The 24,224-nt window shown below is 68.8% G+C and carries 21 protein-coding genes and 7 pseudogenes; 18 read left to right on the top strand and 10 right to left on the bottom strand.

Annotated features, from left to right (window positions below; all coding sequences use genetic code 11):
- Positions 1-3 precede the first annotated feature (3 nt).
- The 3 genes from QRN89_RS00450 (at position 4) to QRN89_RS00440 (ending at position 3,410) form a co-directional block, all read left to right on the top strand.
- A complete protein-coding gene (locus tag QRN89_RS00450; protein WP_356948596.1) occupies positions 4-2,121 on the top strand; it encodes a PEP/pyruvate-binding domain-containing protein in 2,118 nt (705 codons plus the stop codon).
- The gene (locus QRN89_RS00445) at positions 2,118-2,999 is read left to right on the top strand and encodes a hypothetical protein (protein ID WP_290347335.1); all 882 of its coding nucleotides are present in this window, start codon (positions 2,118-2,120) and stop codon (positions 2,997-2,999) included. Before QRN89_RS00450 ends, QRN89_RS00445 begins: the two co-directional genes overlap by 4 nt.
- 129 nt (positions 3,000-3,128) lie before the next feature.
- Positions 3,129-3,410, top strand: a complete 282-nt coding sequence (locus QRN89_RS00440) for a hypothetical protein (RefSeq protein ID WP_290347334.1) — start codon at positions 3,129-3,131, stop codon at positions 3,408-3,410.
- Between the two features lie 24 nt (positions 3,411-3,434).
- Here the strand turns inward: QRN89_RS00440 and QRN89_RS00435 are convergent.
- From QRN89_RS00435 to QRN89_RS00415, 6 genes and pseudogenes are all read right to left on the bottom strand, one after another.
- Positions 3,435-3,721: pseudogene (locus QRN89_RS00435) on the bottom strand (IS110 family transposase); the annotation flags it as partial.
- A 316-nt stretch (positions 3,722-4,037) separates the two neighbouring features.
- On the bottom strand, positions 4,038-4,205 hold the full coding sequence (locus QRN89_RS35755; protein WP_390702237.1) for a hypothetical protein: 168 nt from the start codon (positions 4,203-4,205) through the stop codon (positions 4,038-4,040).
- 2 nt (positions 4,206-4,207) lie between these two features.
- Positions 4,208-5,086, bottom strand: a complete 879-nt coding sequence (locus QRN89_RS00430) for an FAD-dependent oxidoreductase (RefSeq protein WP_435833231.1) — start codon at positions 5,084-5,086, stop codon at positions 4,208-4,210.
- 89 nt (positions 5,087-5,175) lie between these two features.
- Positions 5,176-5,619, bottom strand: a complete 444-nt coding sequence (locus QRN89_RS00425; protein WP_290347333.1) for a VOC family protein — start codon at positions 5,617-5,619, stop codon at positions 5,176-5,178.
- 545 nt (positions 5,620-6,164) lie between these two features.
- Positions 6,165-6,509, bottom strand: coding sequence for a hypothetical protein (locus QRN89_RS00420; RefSeq protein ID WP_290347332.1), 345 nt, complete (start codon positions 6,507-6,509; stop codon positions 6,165-6,167).
- 598 nt (positions 6,510-7,107) lie between these two features.
- A complete protein-coding gene (locus tag QRN89_RS00415) occupies positions 7,108-7,575 on the bottom strand; it encodes a MarR family winged helix-turn-helix transcriptional regulator (RefSeq protein ID WP_290347331.1) in 468 nt (155 codons plus the stop codon).
- Between the two features lie 378 nt (positions 7,576-7,953).
- On the opposite strand from QRN89_RS00415, the gene QRN89_RS00410 reads away from it, so the two are divergent.
- From QRN89_RS00410 to QRN89_RS00385, 6 genes and pseudogenes are all read left to right on the top strand, one after another.
- The gene (locus QRN89_RS00410; RefSeq protein ID WP_290347330.1) at positions 7,954-8,514 is read left to right on the top strand and encodes an NADPH-dependent FMN reductase; all 561 of its coding nucleotides are present in this window, start codon (positions 7,954-7,956) and stop codon (positions 8,512-8,514) included.
- Positions 8,515-8,823: 309 nt separating this feature from the next.
- Entirely contained in the window at positions 8,824-9,300 is a 477-nt protein-coding gene (locus QRN89_RS00405) for a MarR family winged helix-turn-helix transcriptional regulator (protein ID WP_290347329.1), read from the top strand.
- Positions 9,301-9,570: 270 nt separating this feature from the next.
- Positions 9,571-9,939, top strand: coding sequence for a DoxX family protein (locus tag QRN89_RS00400; RefSeq protein ID WP_290347328.1), 369 nt, complete (start codon positions 9,571-9,573; stop codon positions 9,937-9,939).
- A gap of 616 nt (positions 9,940-10,555) precedes the next feature.
- Positions 10,556-10,753 (top strand): annotated as a pseudogene (locus tag QRN89_RS00395) (transposase); the annotation flags it as partial.
- Between the two features lie 230 nt (positions 10,754-10,983).
- Positions 10,984-11,727 carry a maleate cis-trans isomerase family protein gene (locus QRN89_RS00390; protein ID WP_093662210.1) on the top strand — a complete coding sequence of 248 codons (744 nt, stop codon included), beginning with the start codon at positions 10,984-10,986 and terminating at the stop codon, positions 11,725-11,727.
- A gap of 207 nt (positions 11,728-11,934) precedes the next feature.
- On the top strand, positions 11,935-12,231 hold the full coding sequence (locus tag QRN89_RS00385) for a putative quinol monooxygenase (protein ID WP_290347327.1): 297 nt from the start codon (positions 11,935-11,937) through the stop codon (positions 12,229-12,231).
- Positions 12,232-12,605: 374 nt separating this feature from the next.
- Here QRN89_RS00385 and QRN89_RS00380 read toward each other — a convergent pair whose 3' ends face one another.
- Positions 12,606-12,935 (bottom strand): malic enzyme-like NAD(P)-binding protein, encoded by a 330-nt coding sequence (locus tag QRN89_RS00380; protein WP_390702239.1) that lies wholly within the window; start codon positions 12,933-12,935, stop codon positions 12,606-12,608.
- Between the two features lie 220 nt (positions 12,936-13,155).
- On the opposite strand from QRN89_RS00380, the gene QRN89_RS00375 reads away from it, so the two are divergent.
- The 4 genes and pseudogenes from QRN89_RS00375 to QRN89_RS00360 form a co-directional block, all read left to right on the top strand.
- Positions 13,156-14,127 (top strand): beta-ketoacyl-ACP synthase III, encoded by a 972-nt coding sequence (locus QRN89_RS00375; protein WP_290347326.1) that lies wholly within the window; start codon positions 13,156-13,158, stop codon positions 14,125-14,127.
- Positions 14,128-14,221: 94 nt separating this feature from the next.
- Positions 14,222-14,371: a hypothetical protein gene (locus QRN89_RS00370; protein ID WP_290347325.1), complete on the top strand. Its 150-nt coding sequence runs from the start codon at positions 14,222-14,224 to the stop codon at positions 14,369-14,371.
- Between the two features lie 152 nt (positions 14,372-14,523).
- Positions 14,524-15,593: pseudogene (locus tag QRN89_RS00365) on the top strand (IS3 family transposase); the annotation flags it as partial.
- Positions 15,594-15,669: 76 nt separating this feature from the next.
- Positions 15,670-15,845 (top strand): annotated as a pseudogene (locus tag QRN89_RS00360) (IS5/IS1182 family transposase); the annotation flags it as partial.
- Positions 15,846-16,021: 176 nt separating this feature from the next.
- Here QRN89_RS00360 and QRN89_RS00355 read toward each other — a convergent pair.
- Both QRN89_RS00355 and QRN89_RS00350 read right to left on the bottom strand, forming a co-directional pair.
- Positions 16,022-16,483, bottom strand: a complete 462-nt coding sequence (locus QRN89_RS00355; protein WP_290347324.1) for an ATP-binding protein — start codon at positions 16,481-16,483, stop codon at positions 16,022-16,024.
- A 99-nt stretch (positions 16,484-16,582) separates the two neighbouring features.
- Positions 16,583-17,452, bottom strand: coding sequence for an alpha/beta fold hydrolase (locus QRN89_RS00350; protein ID WP_290347323.1), 870 nt, complete (start codon positions 17,450-17,452; stop codon positions 16,583-16,585).
- Positions 17,453-18,630: 1,178 nt separating this feature from the next.
- On the opposite strand from QRN89_RS00350, the gene QRN89_RS00345 reads away from it, so the two are divergent.
- The gene (locus QRN89_RS00345) at positions 18,631-19,143 is read left to right on the top strand and encodes a CGNR zinc finger domain-containing protein (RefSeq protein WP_290353523.1); all 513 of its coding nucleotides are present in this window, start codon (positions 18,631-18,633) and stop codon (positions 19,141-19,143) included.
- Here QRN89_RS00345 and QRN89_RS00340 read toward each other — a convergent pair.
- A pseudogene (locus QRN89_RS00340) lies at positions 19,140-19,730 on the bottom strand (IS5 family transposase); the annotation flags it as partial. The gene QRN89_RS00345 and the pseudogene QRN89_RS00340 sit on opposite strands and share 4 nt — an antisense overlap.
- 246 nt (positions 19,731-19,976) lie before the next feature.
- Here QRN89_RS00340 and QRN89_RS00335 point away from each other — a divergent pair.
- From QRN89_RS00335 to QRN89_RS00325, 4 genes and pseudogenes are all read left to right on the top strand, one after another.
- Positions 19,977-20,540, top strand: a complete 564-nt coding sequence (locus QRN89_RS00335; protein ID WP_290347322.1) for a TetR/AcrR family transcriptional regulator — start codon at positions 19,977-19,979, stop codon at positions 20,538-20,540.
- Between the two features lie 73 nt (positions 20,541-20,613).
- Positions 20,614-20,781 (top strand): annotated as a pseudogene (locus QRN89_RS35525) (hypothetical protein); the annotation flags it as partial.
- Positions 20,782-21,005: 224 nt separating this feature from the next.
- A pseudogene (gene egtD / locus QRN89_RS00330) lies at positions 21,006-21,978 on the top strand (L-histidine N(alpha)-methyltransferase).
- Between the two features lie 138 nt (positions 21,979-22,116).
- Complete coding sequence (locus QRN89_RS00325; RefSeq protein WP_290347321.1) at positions 22,117-24,168, top strand: pyridoxamine 5'-phosphate oxidase family protein; 2,052 nt, start codon at positions 22,117-22,119, stop codon at positions 24,166-24,168.
- The last annotated feature ends 56 nt before the right edge of the window (positions 24,169-24,224 follow it).

The raw sequence follows: 24,224 nt of genomic DNA, 5'->3' as shown, positions 1-24,224 counted from the left end.
GCCATGCGATTCGAGGCTGCGGACTGGGCCGTGGTGCCACTGGACAACCCACTGGCCCACGATCCGTCCATCATCGGCGCCAAGGCCGCCCACCTGGCCCGCGCCGCCATGGCCGGACTGCCCGTCCTGCCGGGATTCGTCCTGGTGCCCGCCTCGCGGGTGTCCGGAGCCACCATCGGCCCGGAGCCACCGCGCACAGGTCACGAGGCGCTGCGCGCCGCCTGGCGGACGCTGGCCGAGGAGCGGGACACGCGACTGCCGCTCGTCGTGCGCTCCTCCTCCCGCCACGAGGACTCCGCGGAGTCCTCGATGGCCGGGCACTTCGACTCCGTACTGGACGTGCGGGGCTGGGAGGACTTCGTCTCGGCGGTAAGGACCGTCCTCGCCTCCGCCCGGCGGATCAGGCCGCTGCGCCCGACCGCGGAACAGCCTCCGACCGGCGACGACATGGCGGTGCTGGTGCAGCCGATGCTCACCTCGGCCGTCGGCGGTGTGATGTTCGGAGCCGACCCCGTCGAGGGCCGTACCGACCGCATCCTGGTCAGCGCGGTGCGCGGCGGCCCCGACCAGCTCGTCGGGGGCGGCACCCAAGGTACGCGCTACCAGCTCACCCGGTACGCCCGCGTGGTGGGCGGCGACTCGGCCGCGCACGACGGCCCGCTCTCCCGAGGGCAGTTGGTCCGGCTGGTGAGCCTCGCCAGGAAGACCCAGCGTCTCTTCGGCAGCCCGCAGGACATGGAGTTCGGCTTCGACGGTGAGGGGCGCCTGTGGCTGTTCCAGGCACGTCCCATCACCGCGATGACCCGGCGTCCGCCGCGCGGCGCCCGCCTGCTCGGACCCGGGCCCGTCGCCGAGACACTTCCCGGAGTGCTCCAGCCCCTGGAGGAAGACCTCTGGCTGACTCCCATGTCCCAGGGGCTCACACTGGCGCTCGACATCGCCGGAGCCGCGCCACGGCGCCGACTGCGCGGCCTGCCCGTGGTGCGCACCGTACGAGGAAGGGCCGTCGCCGACCTGCGGCTGCTCGGAGTCGTACCCCCCGCCCATCCCCTCCTCGACCGCGTCAATCCCGCACCCGGAGCACGGCGTGCGGCGGCGGCCTGGCGAGTGGGCCGGCTGCGCTCCGCGCTCCCGCTGCTGGCGCTCGACCTCATGGCCGACGTGGACCGTGCCCTGGCCGAGTTCCCGCCGCCCGCCGAGATGCTCAGCGGCCGGCTGGTGGACGCGGTCGCCTGGGGACGGCAGACGCTGTCCGCCCTGCACGCCCAGGAGGCCCTGGCCGGCGCGCTCCTGCGCGCGGACCACGGCGCCACCGCCGCGGGCGAGGCGCTGGCCGAACTGGCCGAGGGCCGTAGCCGCAAGCTCACCGACGAGCAGCTCATCGCACGCCACCCGGTCGTGCTGACGCTGCTGCCCCCCGCACTGGCCGCCCGCCCGCCACTGCCGGCGACGGACCCGGTCACCGCGCTGCCGCGCGGGGTGGGTGTCCTGCCCGCGCGTGAAGGGCTGCGGCTGCGCATCCGATGGGTGCAGGAGATGCAGGTACGGATGCTGGCGCAGCTGGCCGACCGGCTGGCTGGCGGGCACGGGACGCTCCCCGTGTCCCGGCTGGCACTGCTGCGCTGGGACGAGGTGGTGCACGCGGCACAGGGTGGGGGACTGCCTGCCGACCTCGCCGACAGAGTGTCCCGCCCGGACGCCGGTACGCTCCCCGTCGCGTTTCGTCTGGCCGACGGCGTGCCCGTGGCCGCGCCCACCGGGGCGTCGTCGGCGCCGGACCAGGGACAGGGGGCGGGCGGCGGCTTCGGCGCCGGCACGGCCTGGGACGGGCAGGGCCAGCGCCCCGAGCGTCCGGTCCTGATCGTCGCCTCCCTGGACCCCGCTCTGGCACCTCTGCTGCCGGACCTCGCCGGGCTCGTGGCGGAGACGGGCAGCCCGTTGTCGCACCTCGCCGTCCTGGCCCGTGAGTACCACGTGCCCACGGCCGTCGGTGTGATCGGCGCGACCGTGCGCTTCCCGGCCGGCACACCGCTGACCGTCGACGGCGGGACGGGAGCGGTGACCGGACGCGACGTGCCCCGGATCGCCTCCGTGACGGCGGGACAGGAGCCGGCGGCGTGAAGACACTGAAACTGGTCGGATACACCTTCGGCGGCCTCTCCGGCGCCTACGCCGGCTACTACACGGTCCTCTACCTGACCCGATGGGAATGGCAGCGGGCGCTGATCTGCGCGATGCTCTTCCTCATCATCGAGGTCTTCCTCGCCACGGTCCTGCTGATCGCCCGGGTCTCCGGGCTGGAGACCCGGCTGGAGCGGTCCGAGAGCCGCATCGAGGACGTGCGCGGCCGACTGGACCAGACCCGGGGCGCGCGGCGCGACCGCTTCGCCTGGCTGGCCCCGGCCGACCTGAACGGTCTGGGGGACACCCAGCGCACCTTCGTCTTCGTCCCGGTGCTGATGGTGGCCGGCGCGGTCCTCTCCGGCCTGGCGACGGTCATCCAGAAGATCGCGGGCGCGAGCGTCGGACGAGGAGCGGAGCGCCGTCTCGCCGGACGGCTGACGGGCCTGACCGCGCCGCCGACCGGCGGCACGCCGGCCTGGGACGATCGCCCGGCGCTGCCGTCCGCACGGCCGGGGCGCAGAGCGCTCAACGCGGTGGTGACGGTGGTCGGCCTGCTGATCGTCCCCCTGCTCTGGTCCGCCCTGGCGGACGCGACCCAGACCCGGCCCGAGCCCGCGTCCAGCGCGGAGGGCACCACCATGGTGTTCACGGTGCAGACCCGGGACGGCGACATCGCGCTCGCCGCCGACAACCTCTGGGCGACGTGCCGTCGCTCCACGGCCGCCCACAACAACGACGCCGACCTCACCCGGGTGCGCGACGGCGTCTACGTCGGGGTCATCCGTCCCGCGCTGACCCCGCACGACGTGATGCGTCTGCGTGGCTGCATCGAGGACGCCAACACCAACCGGGTCAGCGCGGTCGTCCTGCGCTGAGGGAGTGCCCGCCGTGCCGCTCGACTTCGCGGCACGGCGGCCCCGGATCCCAGCCGGCGGCGGCGTCGTTGACGGCAGGGGCGGCGGGCGTGGTGATCCGAAGCCACGACGCTCCGGGCGGTCGATGCCATGCTGGTCGGCCTGGCTGACTGCAGGCGCGTCGAGGCGTTCGACGACAGGTACTACACGGCGGAGACGCTGTTCAGGCTGGTTTTCCCGGACGATCCCTTCGGACCGCCTCAGTCCTTCGGCGACCTGAGCGACGTGCAGCGGCGTGGCGTGCGCTTCGTCGCCGACCAGGACGAGGCCGGCTGGCCGTCCGGTGTCATGGACGCTTTCCGCCGGTGGAAGGTGCCGACCAGGCACTCTGACCTGCGCGTCTACGCCGGAATTGTCCAGGCTGGCCAATAGGCCGGCGACCGGGCAGCCGATGTCCCTGGCGACCGCCGGCGGCAGGGCCCCGATCGAGTCCGGCTGATCGGCCACGACCAGCGTGGTCCCGTGTTCGGTCCGGAGTTTCGCAAACAACTCGTGGAGCTGGGTCCGGTGTTGGGCAGGTGCTTGTCGAAGGTCTCTTTCCCGGCCGAGGTGACGGCGGTGGCCTGGTGGCCGCCCTTGCCGACGTCCGCGCCGAGGAAGACGTCGATGTCGCCTATGTCGATGACGGCAGGCTCCTCCGTCACGCTTTCGTCCGGCCTTGCCCGGGCGCCGAGGCGCCGCATCCACGTCACGGAGGCCTCTTGCGGCCTTGGGCAAAGCCGGTGCTCAAGACTCTCTCGTCAGCGGTCCGTCGATGCCTCCGGAGCTGGTGGCGGCACCCCTGGATGATCAACGGAAGGGGGAAGTCATGCCGGACCCGAAGACCGGAGGCCCCCTTGACGGAGCGACAAGAACGGGTAGCGGGGGCGGCCGCCCGGATTGGCGCACCGTGGAGCGGCCGATCGCCTCGTGCGCGGTGAGGCCGACGGAGGCCACCTCGGGCGTGGTGAAGACCACCTGTGGCACGGCGGTGTGGTCGGCCGTCGCGGCGTGGGCGCCTCAGCGGCCGTCGTCGAGCGGCGTTCCCGCGGCGCGGGCGGCGATGGCCGCGACCGCGATCCGGGCCTGGTACTTGCCCTGGTGGGTCATCAGCGCCCGGCGATTGACGTCGCCGACGGCGTAGAGCCACCCGTCGGTGACGGCGGTCACCCGGCAGGTGTCGTCCATGGTCAGCCAGTCCCCGGGGGTGAGGCCGACGGTCTCCGGGCCGACGTCCGCGGTGCGCGGCCGGTGGCGAACGGAATCTCGTCCGTGTTCAGTTCCTCACCGTCGGTCAGGGTGACGCGTACCTCCTCGCCCGATCCGCCCGGGCGGCGCTCCACGGAGACGACCTCGGTTCCCAGTTGGATGTCGGCGCCGGCCTCGCGGAGTCCGTCCGCCACCAGTTCGCCGGCGAAGGGTTCCCTCCTCGTCAGCAGGCCGTCGCCGCGTACGAGGAGGGTCACCTGGGAGCCGAGCGCCTGCCAGGCGGTGGCCAGTTCGACGGCGACCACACCCGCGCCCACCACGACCAGGCGGCAGGGCACACGGCCGGCGCTGGTCGCCTCACGGTTGGTCCACGGGGCCGCGGCGTCGAGGCCGGGGATGTCGGGCAGGGCGGTGCCGGTACCGGTACAGAGCGCGACGGCGTGGCGCGCGGTCAGCCGTGCGGTGTCTCCGTCAGGGGTCCTCACCGATACCCGGGGGCCGGTGAGGCGGCCGTGACCGCGTATCAGGTCGACGGAGACCGGGTCGAGCCAGTCGACCTGGTCCTCGTCCTTGCAGTGGGCGGCCCTCCTGTCGCGGTGCGCGAGGACGGCGTCCACGTCCGGCGGTCCTCTCACCGCGTCACCCAGTCCCGGTACGCGGCGCGTCGGCGCGGGCCACCACGGGCCGCAGCAAGCCTTGCTGGGTTCGCAGGCCCAGAACGAGCACTCGCCACCGAGCAGTTCGCGCTCCACGATCACGGTGGTGAGCCCGGCGGCACTGGCCCGGTCGGCCACGTTCTCACCCACCGGGCCCGCGCCGATGACGATCACGTCGTAGGCGCGGAAGGCCTCGTCCGTCACTGCTCCTGTCGCTCAGGGGAGGGTGCGGCTCCGCCGGAAGCGAGCCGGCCGGGGCGGTGTCTTGAGGGGGTGCGGGTGCGGGGCGGTTGTCACCGGCCGGGAAGCCGGGTCGTCACTTCCTGGAGCGCCCACCCGTTGCCGTCCGGGTCGCTGAACGTGGCGAAGGAACCGTAGCTGGCGCGCTTCGGCGCGGGGCCGCTGACGCGTCCCTCCTCGGTGCCGCGGTGGAAGACCCCACTCGTGTCATGGAAGACCTCGCTCATCTCGATGCCGCGGTCGACGAGTTCGGCGTGGGCCGCCACGATGTCCGAGACGACGAGGTGCAGGCCCTGCACCGAACCGGGTGTGGCCGTGGTGACCCCGGTGCCGAAGAGGATCGAGCACTGCGATCCGGGGGGTGTCAGATGCACCACGCGGTAGCTGCCGTCGGCGACGTAGTCGACGTCGAGACGGAAGCCCGCCTTCTCGTAGAAGGCCTTGGCCCGGTCGACGTCCGAGACGGGCAGCACCACAACTTCGAGTTTCAGATCCATCTTCGCTTCTCTGTTCGTGGACGGGGCGCACATCGTGTGCGTCACCGGTTGGACAGGTGAGATCGTGGCCCCTTCCTGCGTAACCAGTCAAGGGGGTGACGGTTTCGTCGTCGTGAGACCGGGCGTCGCGGACCGTCGGCACCGGCGGCCGGCGCGGTCGGCTACGGGAGCCGGCGCGGTCGGCGACGGCGGCGGGCATACGGCCAGGTCCGTCGCCAGGGCCTGCGCGAGCAGGGCCGTCAGGGACACCGGGCGTCGGCCCACCTGATCGGAGATCCTCCCGAAGACCAGGAGCGAGACCAGCACGTCCATCGCGTACACGTCGAAGCCGACGTTGATGGCGATGGGGGAGAAGCCTCGGTGCTGCCGTTAGATCGCGTACAGGGGGTTGGAGCGCTGGACGACGTCAGCGATTCCGAAGTACATCCTGTTCGCTGGGTCTGGGTCGATGGTGGACTCCGCCGTGTCGTCGGCGAAGGGGCAGCGAGTCTTTCGGCGCGCGGAGGGCTGTGTGTCCGGTTGTTGAGCGATACGCCGCGCGCGGGTCAGAGATCCTGCGCGCGGTCGGTCCACAGGGCCTTCTCCCGCAGGATCAGGGCCTCGAGGGCCGCGAGGTCGCCGGCGACGCGGTGCTCCCAGTCCGGGCCCGCGCTCTCGTCCTGGCCGGTCTGGCCGGCGTCGTTGTGGCGGGTGTCGCCGGGGGCGTCCGCCGACGGCAGCCATCCGGTGCCGTCCACTCTGCGGTGCCGCCCATGTCCCGCGAATTCGCCTTCCGGTGCCCAGCCGTCCTCATCGGCACGCATGCCCCGGTGCCGCCCGGAGCCCGTCCCGTCGACGGCCCTCCCGGGCAGGGAGAGGCCGGTCCGCGCGTTGGCGATGATGAGAGTCATGGGTTTCCTTCCCGAGAATCGGTCGTGCGCCGTCTTGCGGAATCGGAGGTCGGCCGCGCGGCGTGCGACGAGTGACGGTTGCACGAGTGGATCGGTTCGGATCCGTTCGGCACGGCACCGCGAGGTGACGACACGGTAGGGCGCACAGGCGTTTACTTGCTACGCGAAGCAAATATAACCGGCTCGGGAGCGGTTGTGGGTATCGGGGATCTGTACCTTGCGTCACACCCGAAGGGCGTGGTCCACGCTGCGCCGCGTCGCGGCCGTGATGGACGAGGGGTGCGCTCGGGGTCACGTGGGCGATTCCTTCGGCCGTGACCGCCGCTCACGCACCCCGGACGCGCGGTCGCCGGCCGTCGGCCACTGGCCGGAGGCGCACCGCCGACGGACTGCCGGCCGCACGCGCGTCGCCGACCAGGCGCCGACGGACTGCCGGCCGCTCACCGCGGACCGCACGCTCGTCGCCGACGGACTGCCGACCGCCGTTCGCCGCCGGCCGGAAGCCGACGGGCCGTAAGCGGCTCACCGTCGGCCGCTCACCGCCGGTCGTCCGAAGCTGGCCGGGTGCGATCGCGCCGTGGCCGTCCGCGGTGACGCCTCAGGTCGCGACGTTCTGCAGGGCGGTCGCGAGCTGCTTGAGGTCCAGCTCCGTCAGGTGGTCGAGAAAGTGCCGGCGTATCGCGGCCAGATTGGTGGGCCAGGCTTCTTCCAGGCGGGCGAAGCCGGCATCGGTCAGCGAGGCGTGCCAGCTGCGGCCGTCCCTGTCGCAGCGCAGCCGCTGGATGTAGCCCTCGCCCTCCAACCGGTTCACGATGCGGGTCGTACCGCTGAGGGACATCTCGATGGCGCGGGCGAGCTCGTGCATGCGCAACTGTCGATCGGGTGCCTCCGACAGACGCATCAGGGTCAGATACTCCGTGTTCGACAGCCCCTGCTCCCGTGACATCTGGGCGTCGATGGCGCGTGGCAGGGCGTACAGGAGGGAGGGAAGAGCCCGGACGACTGCTTCCTCCTCGGGAGTGAGCGGTTGCGGTGCTTCTGTGGGCGGGGTGGGCTTGCGTGCCATCGGGACATACCTCGTGTGTGTGCGGTGAAAAATGCTTCCGTCGGTCGACCGGTCCGGCTCCGTGCTTCGCCGTGGTGCTCTCGTCCGAGCCCCGCGGTTCCTCACCGTGTGAAACCGGATCGGTCTTGGCCTGCGGTGATGACCTTTCGCTCGCAGCGGACCTGGTCGGCGGCCGTCCGTCGGGAGGGGCCGGCCAGGAGTCCCCGTGGGGCGAGGCAGGTCACATCCCGGACCCGTCGCGAGGGCGATCCATTTATTTGACGAAACAATCTCTTCCTACTAGCTTGCTTGTCGAAGCAAGTATATCCCCCGTCCGGTTGTCAGGGCTGCATGCACGCCCGTACGGGCACGGGGCCATCATCCATGAAGGGTTTTGACGTGACCAAGATCGGAATCATCCTCGGCAGCACCCGTCCGGGACGCAACGGCGAGGCTGTCGCCCGCTGGGTGCACGACGTCGCCTCGAAGCGCACCGACGCGGAGTTCGAGCTGGTCGACCTCCTCGACTACAAGCTCCCGCACCTGGACGAGGCGCTTCCGCCGTCGCTGGGCCAGTATGCCCAGCCGCACACGCAGGAGTGGGCGAGCAAGATCGCCTCGTTCGACGGCTTCGTCATGGTGACGCCCGAGTACAACCACTCGACGTCCGGCGCCCTGAAGAACGCCATCGACTACCTCTACGCCGAGTGGAACAACAAGGCCGTCGCCTTCGTCGGCTACGGAGGTCTGGGCGGCGCCCGCGCCGTGGAGCACCTGCGCCTGATCGCGGGTGAGCTGCAGATGGCGGATGTGCGTTCGCAGGTGTCGCTGTCGTTGTTCCACGACTTCGAGAACTTCAGCGTGTTCAAGCCCGGCGAGTTCCAGCTCGAGGCCCTGAACACCACGCTGGACCAGGTGCTGGCCTGGAGCAAGGCCCTCGCCCCGCTGCGCGCCGCGTAACGTCCCCACATCCGCGGCCTCCCCCGAGCGGCCGCGGAGCCCGTAGCGGGCACACGACACACAGGTGCGACCGGGCGGCTCCCGGCCGACAGCGTGGACGGCGCTGCGGGAGCCCGGCGGTCGCCCATTCTCGACAGGACACACGGCGGCGGGCCGGCAGAAGGGCCCGTCCGGTCGTCGTCCGCATGCGCCGTGACGGACCGCCACGGCGCGGTCCGCGGCCGGTGAGAGCACGTCGTGGCGACTTGAGCTCTGCTCCCACCCGAGCAAGCTTGGCGGGTTCCCCTGACAGCCGACTATCATGTCCTCGTGTCGAACGACGAGGGGCAGCCGGATTCCGCCGTGCCCGTGCCACAGCCCCTCACCACGGACGAAGAGGCCGTCGTGAGGTCGCTCGCTCGTGTCATCTACGCCCTGCCGCGCGCAGTCGACGCCGACATGCTGCGTGAGCAGAGCCTCTCCCTGATCGAATACATGGCCCTGGCCTTCCTCTCCGAAGCTCCGGACCAGCAGATGCGCATGGGCGACCTGGCCTCCGCGGTCGAGATGTCGGGCAGCGGTATGTCGCGCCTGGCGGACCGGTTGGCGAAAGAGGGGCTCATCCAGCGGGTCAAGTCGGCTCAGGACGCCCGCGGCTGGAACGCCGTCCTCACCGATGAGGGCCTCACCCGGCTGCGGACGGCCTGGCCGACCCACCTGGCCTCCGTCCGGCACAACTTCCTGGACCATCTGGCGGGGCTCGACCTCGGCAAGCTCGCGGCGGCCCTGCGCACCATCGGTACCTGACGCGCGGCACGGCCACGATCCCCGCGGCTGACACAGGTCCAGGGGTTCGCAACACATCGGTCCGGGAGCGCGGTCAAGCGCGTCACCCGCGCCGACGCACCCGTATCCGGCACGCCCTGGCGGCGGTCACCGCCGCCGTACGAACGGTCGGCGCGCATCCACAGGGGCGGCACCACCGAATCCCCTGTCCCCGCGGCATCCGCGCGGACGGACCGGTGCGGCCCCGCACACCCATCCCCGTCTTCCTCTGCTCTCTCCTCAAGGACCCTCGTGTACATCGCCGCTGTCATCCTCAGTGTTCTCCTCGCCCTTGTCTCCCTTGCGGCGGGCGCCCCGAAGGCGCAGCTCAAGGGCGACGTCCCGGACGGTCTCGTCGCGAAGGGGCTCAGCTCCGCGCTGGTCCGTCTCATCGGCCTCGCCGAGGTGGCGGCGGCGGCCGGGCTCGTGGCGGGCATCTGGTGGCAGCCGCTGGGCATCGCGGCCGCCGTCGGGATGGCCGTCCTGTTCCTCGGTGCCATCGGTTTCCACGTGAAGTGGGGCGACTACGGTGACACCGCCTCCCGCTCCGCCGCCATGGTCCCGGTCCTGTTCGTCATCGTCGCGGTGGCCACGGCCATCACGCTCGCCGCGTCCCAGTGACCGATCCGCTCGGCACGGGTGCCGGGTGCCCGCTGCCTCGGCGGCGGACACCCGCTGGTTCGGGCGGCCGGCCCGCGGTTCAGCGCGAACCCGGCTCCGCCGCGGGCGAGCGCCGCGCAGTGCCCGCCCGCCGGACAGTCCGCGCCGCCCAACCCGTCCACGTCGGCGAAGTCCGGCAGTACCTCAGACAACTGCGTAGACATGTGGCCGGCCGCACCGCCTCGCGGACACGGCCGTAGGGACGTCGCGCTCCTCGACCACATGCGCGGCAGCCCGCATTCTCGCGGTACCGGTCGGAGGCCGTCTCGGCCCTGTCGGTCGCCTATCCGCCGGAGTCCGCCGACGCCCATGCGCTCGTCGGCCGCAGGGCACCCGATCTGCGCTTCTGATCTCGATCTTTCGTGAGGGTCCGCCGACGGAGTCGGCGGACCCTCACGCTTGCCGGAGTTGATGGTGGGCAGGCCGGTGGCCCGGCTGTCGCGTCGGGTGGGCGCCGGGTTCCACCGCCCGGGGCGGCTGATGTTGTCGTCGGTACGGTGGACGTTCCTGCTCAGCCGGGGTTTGGCAGGAGCGCGAGTCGTAGCGGAAGTGGCTCTGGGGGAAGCACATCGGAGTCCGCATCGCCCGCAAAGGCGTCGAGTCCAGCGAGCGGCTGGGACGCCGCAGGTGGGTCATCGAACGCACCCTGTCCTGGCTGACCGGCTACCGCCGACTCAACCACCGCTACGAACGCCATCCCCGCAACTACCTGGCCTTCCTCGACCTCGCCGCCGCCCTCCGCTGCTCCAAACGACTCCTTCGACTCACCACATAGGACACGGTCTTGGGCTCGCGCCGTGCCGATCGCGGAGCACGAGAGCGCCTACTACGCCCCGCGGCACACCGTCCTGCATGTGTGAGCCGCCGCACTGACGACCTTCCTCCGTACCTCGGGAGAACGCGGTCCTCGCCCCGCGAGGAGGGGGTATCGGCAGGGCGTTCCACGACGAGGTACTCGGTGAAACGGTTGTGCCATACCCGGTCGCTCGCGAAAGGTGAATGGTCATGAATGACTACCGCGTTGGACTCTTGGTGCCGAGCTCCAACACGACGATGGAGACGGAGGTCCCCGAAGTACTGCGACGGGTCTCGGCAGTGACCGGCGACCGGTTCACCTTCCATTCCAGCCGGATGCGGATGAAGACGGTCAGTGCGGAAGAGCTCGCCGCGATGAACGCGGACGCCGACCGCGCGGTGGTCGAACTGGCCGACGCCTCGGTGGACGTGATGGCCTACGCCTGCCTGGTCGCCATCATGTCCCAAGGCCGTGGGGCGCACCGAGACATCGAGAAGCGGCTCACCCACACATCGGCGGACGTGGGTTCGCCCGTGGACGTGGTGTCGAGCGCGGGGGCTCTCATCGCCGGCCTGCACCGACTCGGCGCCCGCAAGGTCTCGATCGTGACCCCGTACCTCAAGCCGCTCACCGCCCTCGTGGTTGACTACATCGAGGGCGAAGGCATCGAGGTCCAGGACGCGATCAGCCTGGAAGTGGACGACAACCTCGCCGTCGGACGTCTCGACCCGGAACGGCTGCCCCACATCGTGCGTCGACTTGACACGCGCGGGGCCGACGCGGTGGTGCTGAGCGCGTGCGTGCAGATGCCGTCCCTGGAGGCGATTCCCGCGGCCGAAGCCGTCGTCGACCTGCCGGTCGTCACCGCTGCGACCGCCACGTCGTGGCAGTTGCTGTCCTCACTCAACGCCTATGCCCCGGTTCCCGATTCGGGCGCGCTGTTCCGAGGCTGACGTCAGGGACCCGCCTCCACGCACGGAGGCCCGCCCGACATCGGCATACTGCAAGACGAGGCACGGAAGAACTACGGCACCGCGCAACGGCATCACGCGCGGGGACCTCCTCCTCCACCACGCCGTGCCGTCGGCACCGCCAGATGCACATCCGTTGACCCGGCCCCGTTCTGGGGGGGTCTGTCCATACCACCCGAAAGATCAACCATGTCTACAACAGTTTTGCTTGAACTCGTGATCCGCGAAGACGCCGGAGACGTCACGGCTGTCATTCAGCGGCTGCTGGCACAGACAGCCGACTTCCCCGGCTGCCTGGGACTCGAAGTCATCATCGACGACGCGGACAGGCAGCGGTACATCGTGATCGAGCGATGGGAGACCGCAGCCGCGCACGACGCCTACGCCGCATGGCGGGCCACCCCCGAAGGCGCGCCCAGCGAGCTGGGAGCCTTCCTCGCCGCGCCCCCGGCACAGCGCGTTTTCAGTACCTCCGTCGCCCTCTGACCTCAGAACGCCGGGGCCGGACGACAGGCTGATCCCGCAGTTCGATGGAGCGGGCGGAGGTGGGCCGGCCGCGGCGGGGGAGTGCTCGGAGGAGATCCGTGTGGCGGTCGCCACCCTGCCCGACATGGGTGCGTGGCCGCACTGCGGTGGCCTGACTCTGTCGGAGATCCTGGTTGCCGTGCTCTTCGGTCCAGTGCGTCCTCTTCGCGCCGACCCCGCACCACCACCGCTGGCCGAGCCCTTCGGCGAAGGGTCACTGTGACAGGGCGGTTGCAGGTTCCGGGATCGCGTAGATCGTCCGTGCTCAGCAGGAGTTGACGTGGCAACAGCACAGGCACGAGACCGGTGATCGTCAGCGTGTCTACGCCGGCTGATCACAACGAGGTCCCGTGCCTGCCGTCCCATTCTCCGCGATCCCTGCCGCCCTGGCGAAACTGGGCCCCCTCCACCCGCGCGACACCGGCCGCCTGTGCACCCGCGCCCCAGTGCCGTACCTCCGTGTCGTCGCGCGCGTAGATGCGCTGCTCGGGCGTGAGTTCGCTGCGGGATCGCACCAGCAGGCCGTCGATATCGACGAACCAGAAGCGGTCGGCCGCCTGCTGCTGGGTGAGGCCTTCATCCACGAGTGCGGTGGAGATCATGTCGGCAACCCCGATCGCCGCCGATCCGGCACCCAGGACCACGATGCGGTGGTCGGTCTTCAAGCAGCCCGCGTGGTCGCGTCCCGAAATCGGGAGAGTCGTAGCCAAGCTCTCCGGCGAGCCATCCGGCCGTAGCGTCACGGTCGGCGAGCTGGTCGACCAGTCCGGTTGGCCGGTCCAAGCGCGTACTGGATATCGAACACGACAACAGTCTAGTATCACGGGATCATTCACCATTTCCCGTTAGACGACTCGCTACAAACAGACCCGAGGCAGCCTTCCCATGACCGTCCACCTCAACGCGACCCCCATCACCCCCGGAACGCGCATTCTGGGCGTTGGCCACTACCGCCCGACGAACACGGTCACCAACCTCGATCTCATCGACCGCGGTGTCGACACCAGCGATGAATGGATTCGCACCCGCGTCGGCATCACCGAGCGACACTGGGCCGACCCCGACGAGACGGTCATCGACATGGCCGAGCGCGCCAGCGGCAAAGCCCTGGCCGACAGCGGAGTCGAGGCACGTGACATCGATCTGGTGCTCGTCGTGACCTCCACGCTCCCCTCCCCGGTCCCGGCAGCCGCACCCGAACTGGCCCACCGGCTCGGCGCCCTTGCACCCGGCGCATTCGATATCGGTTCAGGCTGCTCCGGCTTCGTCTATGGTCTCGGTGTCGCCAGCGCTGCGGTCCAGACAGGGCAGGCCCGCCACGTGTTGGTCGTCGCGTCTGAACGCTTCTCCGGGTGGCTGGATATGAACGACAGGAAGACCTCTGTCATCCTCGGTGACGGTGCCGCCGCCGCCGTTGTCGGCCCTGCCGATCACGTCGGCATCGGCCCCGTGGTCTGGGGAAGTTCCGGCGACCTTCACGACGCGGTGACCATCGACGAGCACACCCGCTACTTCCGACAAGAAGGACAGACCGTCTACCGCTGGGTCACCACTCAGATGGCGCCCGTTGCCACAGCCGCGATCGAGCGGGCGGGGCTCCTCCCTGAGGACATCGCTGTCTTCGTACCTCATCAGGCCAATCTGCGCATCATCGATACGCTGGCCACCCGCATAGGTCTGCCCAACGCAGTGATCGCGCGAGATATCGTCACCTCCGGCAACACCTCCGGCACCACGATCCCTCTCGCCATGTCGCGGATGAAGGAAGCCGGCGACATCCCCTCCGGTGCACCCGCCCTGCTACTGGGATTCGGGTCCGGACTGGCCTACGCCGCACAGGTGGTCCTCGCTCCGTAGGCAGCGAACGGGACTGCCGAACCGATCAGTGGGCAGGGTGCGAGTGATACGCCGCCCGCACCCTGCCCTACCCGTGGATATCCGCGAAGCGGCTATGCCGCGTCAAGGTTCTCTGGGTCTGGGCACCGAGCCGCGCCATGTCGAGGGGATGCGCTCGAAGCGGAAGCGGCTGGTGGAGCGCGGGATCCTGGCCGAGCCTTCATCCGGGCTGTTCAAGGTCGAGGGCAGGAAGCAAGGGTGGTGAGCGTCGTGGGGGCTGGCCCAAGACGCGCTCGCGGAGTGTGAGGACGCTTTCGCCGCCTCGGCGGGTCTGTTCGCTGCGGCGTGTACGGAGTTGGCGGCTCCGGAAGCTGCGGTGATGACGCACGCGTAGTCGGAGGACCTGCTGGGTGCGTGGATGCGCGAAGTCACCCGGCAGTTGTTCCGGGACCAGTGAGCGAGGCCACGAGGCAGGAACTGGAGGCCGAGATCGCGGCCCTGCGCGCGGAACTGAAGACCGTACGCAAGGAGAACCAGAAACTGTCCACGGAACGGGACATCCTGCGCAAGGCGACGAAGTTTTTCGCACAAGAGATGACCTGGTGAACCGCGGCCAGTTCATTGAGGACCACCACCCCGCCTGGGGCGTGAAGCGGTTGTGCGCTGTGCTGGAGGTCGCCCGCTCCAGCTTCTACAAGTGGCGGGCCGGCCGCGTGGCCCGCGCCGCGCGGGAGCGGGCCGATGCGCGGCTCGCTGAGCGGATCAGGGCCGTGCATGCCGAGTGGGACGGCACCTACGGCCGCCCCCGGATCACCGCCGAGCTGCGCGGCGACGGCGAGTGCGTGAACCACAAGCGTGTCGGAGGGGTGATGCGTAAGGTCGCCATCGCCGGGCTGCGGCTGCGCAAGCGCCAGGTCACTACCGTGCCCGAGTCGTCCGCCAGGCCCGTGCCGGACCTGTTCCGGCGCGATTTCACCGCCGCGGTGCCGAACACCAAGTACGTCGGGGACATCACCTACCTGCCGGTAGGCGACGGCGAATTCCTGTATCTGGCGACGGTGACCGACTGCTTCTCGCGCCGCCTGGTGGGCTGGTCGATCGCCGACCACATGCGCCCTCGCTGGTCACCGACGCGCTCCGGGCAGCCGCCCAGGTCCGCGGCAGCCTGGCCGGCGCCGTCTTTCACAGTGATCACGGAGCCCAGTACACCTCTCGCGAATTCGCCGCTGTCTGTGCCGAGTTGGGGTGCGGCAGTCGATGGGCGCGGTCGGCACCAGCGCGGACAACGCCCTCGCCGAATCGTTCAACGCGGCCCTCAAACGCGAGACACGCCGTGGCGCCCGCCGCTTCGACGGGGCCCGCGCCTGCCGCCTGGCCGTCTTCCGCTGGACCACGCGCTACAACACCCGCCGACGGCACTCGGCGAACGGACAGCAACGCCGATCGCCTACGAGCGACAGTCAGCTACCCTGACAATCGCCGCATAACGACATGAACAGGTGTCCACTCTTCGGGGGCAGGGCCCGAGGATGTTGAGAATCATGATGGTGTCGTGGGCGATGCGGGGAGTTCACCCTCACCCAACGGACCGTCAACCGGACACTCGACCAGGCCGGAGCTCCCGTCGAACGCGGTATGGCACGGCTGAAGTCCTGGCAGATCTTCCGCAGATCCCGCATCAGCCCCAACCGCAGAGCGTCATCGCCAAAACCGTCCTCACCCTGGAGAGACGATGCTGAAAATGCTCACCGGCCGACGAACGAGAATGCTGGGCGCTCGGAACGTGCTGCGCAGGTAGTCAGCCGCATTGACCAGGCCGGCGATGTTGGAGCTGAAGTCGGCTATTGCCGAAGTCGCCGCCGGACCCGCGTCGAGGCGAGCCTCGATCAGCGCTGCCTTGTGGGAGCCATGTGTGTCAGGTCGTCGGGAGGCCGGGTCGCGCGGCCGGCCCGGTCGGTGGCTTGCAGGCGGCATGTTCCGCGGCCTGCGCTGCGCTGGCGAAGTGTGACCACACCACCTTGCCTGTGGGGGATGGATCGACGCCCCAGTCGTCCGAGAGGAGTTGAACGATGAGCATTCCCCGTCCGTCCGTCGCGTCGGTGTCCTGGTGGTCCGCCAGTACTGGTCCCGTATCGCGGGCCTGGTCGTGAACCTCCAGACGGACACATCCGTGCTGGTCGGTGGAAACCCGGACGACGAAAGGGTTGCCGCTGCCGCCGGTGTGCAGAATGGCGTTGCTGGCCAGCTCGGAGACACAGCTGCGGATGTCGTCGCATCGCGGGGTGTCTACGTGGCAGCCAATGGCGGAGGTGACGAACCCTCGCGCCTGGCCGACGGATTGCGGTATCGGATCGAAGGTGCGCTGCAGGTGGTACATGTCCGGTCCTGGGCGGTTGCTGAAAATGCTCTGCTGTGGCGGACCGGCCGGAGGGCTTACCTGTCGGCCGGTCAGCGGGTGGCGCGCAGCCTGTGCGTGTCAGGAGGTGACGCGGGCGAGGAAGCCGCGGATGTGGCCCGCGATCTCCTCCAAGTGGCTCTCCAGGGCGAAGTGTCCGGACTCCAGGAGGTGGATCTCGGCGTCGGGCAGGTCGCGCTGGAAGGCGCGTGCTCCGTCGGGGCCGAAGATTTCGTCGTTGGCCCCCCATACGGCCAGCAGCGGCACCTGGCTGTCGCGGAAGTACTGCTGCAGCTGGGGGTAGAGGGCGACGTTGGTCGGATAGTCGCGGAACAGTGCCAGCTGGATGGCGTCGTTGCCCGTGCGGTCGAGCAGCGCCTGGTCGATGGTCCAGTTGTCCGGGCTGACAAGGCTCGGATCCGCGACCCCGTTGAGGTACTGCCAGCGGGTCATTTCGAGGGACAGGGCTCCACGGACGGGGGCTTCGGTCTCGGGTGTCGGGTTCTCGGTGTAGGCGAACAGCCCGTCCCAGAATTCCTTGACGAACCCGTCGGTGTAGGCGTTGCCGTTCTGCGTGACGATCGCGGTGATGCTCTGCGGAGACCGCGTGGCGAGCCGCCAGGCGACGGGCGCTCCGTAGTCCTGCACGTAGACCGCGAACTGGTCGACACCGATCTGCTCAAGCAAGCCGGCGGTCACGTCGGTGAGGGCGGCGAAGGTGTAGTCGAACTCGTCGATCGTCGGCATGGCCGATTGTCCGAAGCCGATCATGTCGGGCGCGATGACGCGGTAGGCGTCGGCGAGTGCCGGGATCAGGTTCCGGAACATGTGCGAGCTCGTGGGGAAGCCGTGAAGCAGCACAAGCGCCGGCGCCTGCGGGTCTCCGGCCTCCCGGTAGAAGACATCCATGCCGTTGACGGTGGCGGTGCGGTGATGCACAACGCTGCTCATGTCGACCTCCATGTTTTCTTTGAGTAGTTAGAAGCAGTTCAACACGCAATGACTAACCTGTCAAGTGATTTTTAATGGTTAGATTTGCTGGTTTCCGGCCCTCGCAGTGCCCGGCCCTTCGCGGATGACCCGGCCCCTTGGGCAGGTCATCGGTCTGCAGGGGGTGTGGATTCCGCCTAGAGGCCCGTGCCCGGTACGGCGGCCGGAGCCGGTGGGCTCGGTGGTGGCCCGTAATCCGCCGAGCCCCACGCATCCCTGCGGGCCGAGCAGGGAGGGGGCGAACAGTCGGCAGATCCGCCAGAACCCGGGACAGGGGACGGTGTCCGCGGCATGCGGCCGACGGGTTTTTGCGGCCCCTCGGTGCCTCCCCGGCCGGTGGCTCCCTCTGGGCGTCGCAGACCGGTGAAGATGCAACGGAAGGCATGCGCGGCCGCAGCGGGGCGGATTCGCGAGCCGAGGCGACGGCCTTCCCTCAGGAGATCTGCATCGCCGCCGTCGCCGTTGCAGGGCGGCCGGTGCGAACCCGCGCACTGCCCGGCCATGATCGGGCTATGCGGCTGCCTGCCCGCTCACGCCTGCGGCTGCCCTGTTTGTGCCCTCGGCCGCTTCGCCGGCCGGGAAGGTGGTGCACGGTACGGCGAGTGCAGCCTGACGCAGAATCACGCGGGAGTGCGCCGACGCCCCCTCGGCTCGGACCCTGGGAGCCGCCGGAGCGGCGAGGTGATGTGCGTGCCCGTGCCCCTTCGATCGCATCGGACAGCGTCGCCGCGACTCGTACGCCGCAGGCTGGCGTTCGACCAGATCAGCGCCCCCGGCACGGCGAGGACGGTGACGAAGGCGCCGCTCGAGGGCCCGTGCGGGACCGGCGCACCCTGTCCGCGGCCGGAATCTGCCTCGCGGACCGGGACTCGGACTCGGGCCTCGACCCCCGGGGACGGGGGCTGCCCCGGGGTGCCGTGTATGCGCACGGGGGTGCTGCTGTCTGCATGCAACCCCCCTGCCTGTAGCCGATGGTTGCGAGTGGCGTACGGAGGGTGAGCGGCTGGTGGGGGCTGGGGCGAGAGCGTGGTGTCCCGCCGACCCGCACCTTAACCTGTATACTGAGGCGTGATGGTTAGATTAGGCAACAAAGTCAGGTAACCTGTCGACAGTGGAAAAGGGGTTAGGGGCCGGTCGTGGTGATAGACAGGAATCAAGAAGACCTGCTGCTGGAGCTACTCAACACGACCCCCGTGGTCGCGGGCTCGACGCGCGATGCTCTCGGCACTCCTTCCGAGGGTCGAGCATGGGCGCGCCAGCATGGGGGGAGCGGGGCGAGTGACGAACTCAGCTGCCTCATCGCCGCACGCGACGCCCTTCAAGACGTCGTGAGAGGGGAGCGCGAACCGGCGTGCCTGGGTGAGTTCCTCAAGGGAGTCAACAGCATTCCCGACATCGCGGACGGGAAGCTCGAATGGTCCCTTCAGGTACCCGCCGCGCGCCGCATGGCAGTTGAGTCGGTGCTGACCTGGGCCAGCCTGCAGGAGACCAAGCCGGGACGGCTCAGGCCCTGCGCAAACCCGCAGTGCCAACGCTTCCTTCTCGACCGAAGCAAGCCCAACAGTGCCCGATGGTGCTCCATGGCCGAATGCGGTAACCGGATGAAGGCCCGGCGCCACTATCAGCGTGCCAAGGAAGCCCGGAACTCCTAGGACCTGACTGAAAAATGATCTTGGCTGGGTTCGCGGAGCCAGAGAACGAGTGCTGCGAGGTGGAGTCCGGCCCGGTAGCGGGCCGCGAGTTTGTCGAAGCGGGTCGCGATGGCCCGGAACTGTTTGAGCCGATTGAAGCAGCGTTCGACGACGTTGCGGACCTTGTAGAGGTCACGATCGAAGGCCGGCGGTCTGCCGCCGGCCCGGCCGCGCCGCATCCGGTTGGCCCTCTGATCAGCCCTTTCCGGGATCACCGCCCGGATGCCCCGGCGCCGCAGCGTCTGGCGGATCGCCCGTGACGAGTACGCCTTGTCGGCGATGACCGCGTCGGGTCTGCGACGCGGCCGCCCGACGCCGGTCCGGGGCACTCTCACCGCGTCCAGGACCGCGTCGACGGCGGTGGAGTCGTTGACGTTGCCCGGCGGGACGACGACGGCCAGGGGCAAGCCCCGGCCGTCGCAGGCGAGGTGAACCTTGGTGGCCGGCCCGCCGCGGGACCGACCGAGCGCCTGACCAGCCGCCGCGCGTTCCGGATCTTCCAGTTCGTCCCCCGCCGACGCCCCTTTAGAAGTGGCCCGCAGAGCGTGCCCACTGGTTGCGGAGTGTGTTGTATGCGCGGCTGTGACGGTCGGCGATTTCGCGGAGAGTCTCACTCTGGGTGGTGCCCACCACGGTGGCCCGGCTCTTGCGGCTGGATGGGACCGGCAGGTTTTCGCGAGCGCCCCTCTGGGGCGTCTGGGCTTCCGCTCGGGCCTGCCGGCACACAAAATTGATGTGCTTCATCACACTCACCAATTTGAGCTACAGTTCAAGAATGGTGTTAGCGTGTAGCCATGGCAAGGCCCAAGCAGTTCGATCCGGATGTTGCCGTCGAGCAGGCCATGGAGGTGTTCTGGCGGAAGGGATACGCCGCCACCACCCCGCAGAACCTCGCGGATGCAGTCGGCATCGGCATGGGGAGCCTCTACAACGCGTTCGGGAGCAAGCGTGCGCTGTTCGAACGGGCGCTGCGCCGTTATGTCGACGTCCGGCTTCGCGCCCTGGCGGAGCTGCTGGAGGAGCCCACCCCGGTCAAGGAGCGCCTCCGCAAGGCGCTGGTGTTCATGGCCGAGGAGGGTGCCCGAGGCTGCATGGTCGTTAATACCGCGGGCGAACTCGCGGGAACCGACGAGGAGGCGGTCCGCGTGGTCCGCCGCGACTTCGACCTGGTCGAGAGTGTCTTCCAGGCGTTGATCGAGGAAGGCCAGCGGGCAGGAGAGATCGCTCCGGAACGTGACCCCGTACCCCTGGGCAGCATGCTCCTGAGCATCATGGTGGGGCTGCGGCTCCTGGCGCGCGTCACCGAGGAGCCGGGTCGGCTTCGCCGGGTGATTGACGCGACGGTCGACTCTCTTTAGCTCACACCCCGGACGTCGCAACTGGCGGAGTTTTTTATGGTCAAGTTTTGTAGCCGCAGTTCAAGAATCGGGAATGAGTCTCAACCTCACCTCCGAGGCGGCGGTCGTCGCCGGAAGGGTCGGCGCCAGTTCGCGGCCGGCGCCGGGGTTCCTCCGGCAGATACCGGGCCTCCACGAGGTGGAGGCGTCGTACTTCAGCCTGGTCACCCCCGAGAAGGCCATCGCGGACGTGGTGTGGGTCTACGAAGAACGCTACGAGGCCGTGGAAGCGATCGCAGGCCACGTCGCCTTCCGCACCTGTGGTACCGCTCCGGCCCCGCCACCGCGCTGGTCGCCTCCGAACCCGACGACACATCGGGTGACTGGCGCGAAGTCCCGGACCGCTCCCTGCTCCTGGCGACCGCCGTCGGCGTGCGGATCGTCCCCCTGCACTCCCCGCACCCACACCCCGAGGGACAACGCCCCATGGCCGAAGGCGGTTTCACCCTCGCCGACCGGCTGCCCGCCGGCCATTTCACCACCACCCTCCACGCCGATGTCCGCGACGGCCTGGGCAGCGCGCCAGGCACCCTGTCGCCCAAGTGGTTCTACGACAAACGGGGCAGCGAGCTGTTCGAACAGATCACCCGGCTGCCGGAGTACTACCCGACCCGGGCCGAGCAGGAGATCCTCACCCGCCGCGCCCCTGAGATCGCCCAGCTCACCCGGACCGCCACCCTGGTCGAGCTGGGTTCCGGTTCCTCCCGCAAGACCCGGCTGCTGCTCGACGCCCTCAGCGCCGACGGCACCCTCCGTCGCTACGCGCCCCTGGTCGTCAGCGCGACCGCCCTCGACGAGGCAGGCCGCGCGATCGGCCGTGACTACCCCGGGCTCACCGTTTCCGCCACGGTGGCCGATTTCGAAACAGACCTCGCTCTGTCCGACGAGCCGGGCCCGCGCTTGCTGGCCTTCCTCGGCAGCACCTTCGGCAACTTCGACGCCGAGCAGCGCGGCTACCGCACCCTGTCCCACACGCTCAGCAGCGACGACGCTCTGCTGCTCGGCGCCGATCTGGTCAAGGACCCCGAGGTCCTCGTCCGCGCATACGACGACGCGGCCGGCGTCACCGCCGACTTCAACAAGAACGTGCTCCACGTCCTCAACCGCGAACTCGGCGCCGACTTCGACCTCGGCCTCTTCGACCACATCGCCCCCGTGGAACACCGAATGCGAACGCATCGAGGTGCGACTGCGCTCCCGCACCGCCCACACCGTCAACATCCCCGGCCTCGGTCTCTCCCTCGACCTCGCCATGGGCGAGGACCTGCGCACCGAACTGTCGTGCAAGTTCCGCCGCGACACTCTCACCGCCGAACTCAAGACGGGCGGCTTCACCGTCCGCTACTGGTGGACCGATCCGGCCACCCGCTTCGCCCTCGTCATGGCCGTCCCGAACTGACACGCGCTCCGCTTACCGCTCCAGGCGCTTGATCGCGGCTCCTTGAAATACGGCAGTCGCGGCCGGCACACAAAGACACCGCACCGCCCCCTCAAAACCGCCCGCTCGCGTAAGCCAGAAGCTGGAAGGGACAACAACATGTCAACGAACCTCTCTGATTCCCGGTACCCATGGCACCACGGCGAGGTAACGATGCAGCGGCTTCTCGGGGTGCCGTACTTCGATAATCCCACGACGCGCGGCCTGCCGATGGAGTACGGGCTCTGGATGGCACAGAGCCCCCTTTTCGCGCTGGGAACAGTCGACGAAAACGGCCATCTCTGGACGACCATTCTCGGCGGCCAGCCTGGAACAACCAGGCCCATCGGGGCCGGAGTGCTGGCACTGAGCTCCCTCGCTCATCTGGAACGTCGACCGGAGGAGGGCAACGGGGAGCGAATTGGATTCGACCCCGTACTGGAGGCGCTGTTCTCCGACAAGGGCAGCCGTATCTCCGAAGCTGATGACGGGATAAGAGAAGCGAGTGGGGACGGACCTTCCCGCGACGCAAGAGTCGTCAATCATGGAGGGAGCGGAAAGCAGGTCTCCGGTTTGGCGATCAACTTGGAGACCAGGTCACGAGTCAAGCTCGCCGGCAGAATGCTCGGTGGTGCGGTCCTGGCAAGGCAGCCGGAAGAAAATGCGGCTGCCGTCGGAGACGAGGGACCGGTGAACGTACAGATGGCTGTTGCCGTCGATGAAACACTGGGCAACTGCCCGAAGTACCTGAACAGGAAAATCGTATGGCCCCATGAAGCATCTCCCACCCTGGTGAGTGATGTGCTCCCGTTGCCGCCCGAGGCCGTGGCACTCATCGGCAAATCCGATATTTTCCTCATCACCAGCAGGCACGGCACCGAGACCATGGACACCAATGTCCGCGGTGGGGCACCCGGGTTCGTGCGGGTCTTCAGCAACTCCGCCGCAGACGATGTCAGCCTGGTCTATCCTGAGTATTCTGGGAACCAGCTCTATCAGACGCTGGGAAATCTGAAGTCCGACCCGACCGTGGGAATTACTTTTCCCGATTTCGAAACCGGCGACATTCTCTATGTCGCGGGGCGGGCAGAGATTTTGATCGGCGCAGATGCCGCGTCGGTGCTGCCGCACAGCAAGCTCGCTGTCCGGGTGAAGGTGGAAGCGGCCCGCTTCGTGAGGGACGGGCTGCCGTTCCGTGGGCGACTGCTGGACCAGTCTCCCTACAACCCGCCGGTACGCAAGCTGACTCGCGAAATCAACGGATCGGACTCCGGTTTTATCAAGACGGATGCGGACGGAAAGGCGACAAGTGTAGCCACCGCGACACTGATTCGCAAATCCGCTGTCACGCCGACGATATCGCGGTACACCTTCCGTCTCGCTCCGGACCCGTCTTCCTCCAGGTCGAGCGATGAATTCTCGAACCTCAAGCCGTGGCGTGCGGGACAGCATGTCCTGTTGGATTTCTCCGCCAAGCTTGATCGCGGCTACTCGCACATGCGCGAGCACGACCCCCGATCGCTCAACGATGACTACATCAGGTCCTTCACCATTACGAGCCCGCCCGCTCCTCTCACAGGGCACACCGCAGGAACGGAGCAGCCGGAGTCGTTGACCGGTGCCGAGTTCGAAATCACGGTCCGTAAAAGGGGTCCGGTCACGAATCTCCTCGCCGGGTGGAACCCCGGTTCATCGCTTGAGGTCGCTGTTCTGGGCTTCGGGGGCGAAGCGGACATGAGATTCGCTGATACCACAGCCGAAGCCGACGCGGACGACGACACCGTTGTGGTGGCTGCCGGTGTAGGAATCACGCCTCTCATGGCGCAGGCGCAACCGGCACTGGAATCCGGCCGGAGACTGAAGGTCCTCTGGAGCTTGAGAGCGGATGACCTGCCTCTTGCCGTAGATGTCCTGGGCCGACTCGACGGGCTGGGAACGACGACCAAGCTGTTCGTGACCGGCGCGGTCGATGCCGGACAGGACGGAGAGATCGAAAATCTCCGGCGGCTTGGTGCTCAAGTACACACCCGGAGAATCGAGAAAGCCGACGTCCTGGCCGAAGGAGTGGCGGGACGGCGACGGTTCTACGTATGCACCGGCCCCAGCCTGAGAAGGTCAGTACTGGAATGGACAGTTGGAGAGTACGTGAAGTTTGAGAGCTTCGATTACTAAGTCGAACGCTGCGATGGGCGATTCGACAGCCCAGTACTCTTCTGAGGCGTCTCCAC

This window comes from Streptomyces sp. HUAS CB01 (assembly GCF_030406905.1).
In the GTDB taxonomy this organism is placed as follows: domain Bacteria; phylum Actinomycetota; class Actinomycetes; order Streptomycetales; family Streptomycetaceae; genus Streptomyces; species Streptomyces chengbuensis.
The sequence above is the reverse complement of the archived record's forward strand: the minus strand, read 5'-3'. Positions and strand labels throughout refer to the sequence as shown.

Bases quoted from the DNA above. Each gene is read 5' to 3' on its own strand.
- QRN89_RS00325 (WP_290347321.1), top strand. From the start codon at position 22,117: ATGTCAACGAACCTCTCTGATTCCCGGTACCCATGGCACCACGGCGAG.
- QRN89_RS00375 (WP_290347326.1), top strand. From the start codon at position 13,156: ATGACCGTCCACCTCAACGCGACCCCCATCACCCCCGGAACGCGCATT.
- QRN89_RS00370 (WP_290347325.1), top strand. From the start codon at position 14,222: ATGCCGCGTCAAGGTTCTCTGGGTCTGGGCACCGAGCCGCGCCATGTC.
- QRN89_RS00355 (WP_290347324.1), bottom strand. From the start codon at position 16,483: ATGTACCACCTGCAGCGCACCTTCGATCCGATACCGCAATCCGTCGGC.
- QRN89_RS00385 (WP_290347327.1), top strand. From the start codon at position 11,935: ATGTCTACAACAGTTTTGCTTGAACTCGTGATCCGCGAAGACGCCGGA.
- QRN89_RS00390 (WP_093662210.1), top strand. From the start codon at position 10,984: ATGAATGACTACCGCGTTGGACTCTTGGTGCCGAGCTCCAACACGACG.
- QRN89_RS00450 (WP_356948596.1), top strand. From the start codon at position 4: ATGCGATTCGAGGCTGCGGACTGGGCCGTGGTGCCACTGGACAACCCA.
- QRN89_RS00425 (WP_290347333.1), bottom strand. From the start codon at position 5,619: ATGGATCTGAAACTCGAAGTTGTGGTGCTGCCCGTCTCGGACGTCGAC.
- QRN89_RS00420 (WP_290347332.1), bottom strand. From the start codon at position 6,509: ATGACTCTCATCATCGCCAACGCGCGGACCGGCCTCTCCCTGCCCGGG.
- QRN89_RS35755 (WP_390702237.1), bottom strand. From the start codon at position 4,205: ATGGACGACACCTGCCGGGTGACCGCCGTCACCGACGGGTGGCTCTAC.
- QRN89_RS00335 (WP_290347322.1), top strand. From the start codon at position 19,977: ATGGCAAGGCCCAAGCAGTTCGATCCGGATGTTGCCGTCGAGCAGGCC.
- QRN89_RS00415 (WP_290347331.1), bottom strand. From the start codon at position 7,575: ATGGCACGCAAGCCCACCCCGCCCACAGAAGCACCGCAACCGCTCACT.
- QRN89_RS00350 (WP_290347323.1), bottom strand. From the start codon at position 17,452: ATGAGCAGCGTTGTGCATCACCGCACCGCCACCGTCAACGGCATGGAT.
- QRN89_RS00440 (WP_290347334.1), top strand. From the start codon at position 3,129: ATGCTGGTCGGCCTGGCTGACTGCAGGCGCGTCGAGGCGTTCGACGAC.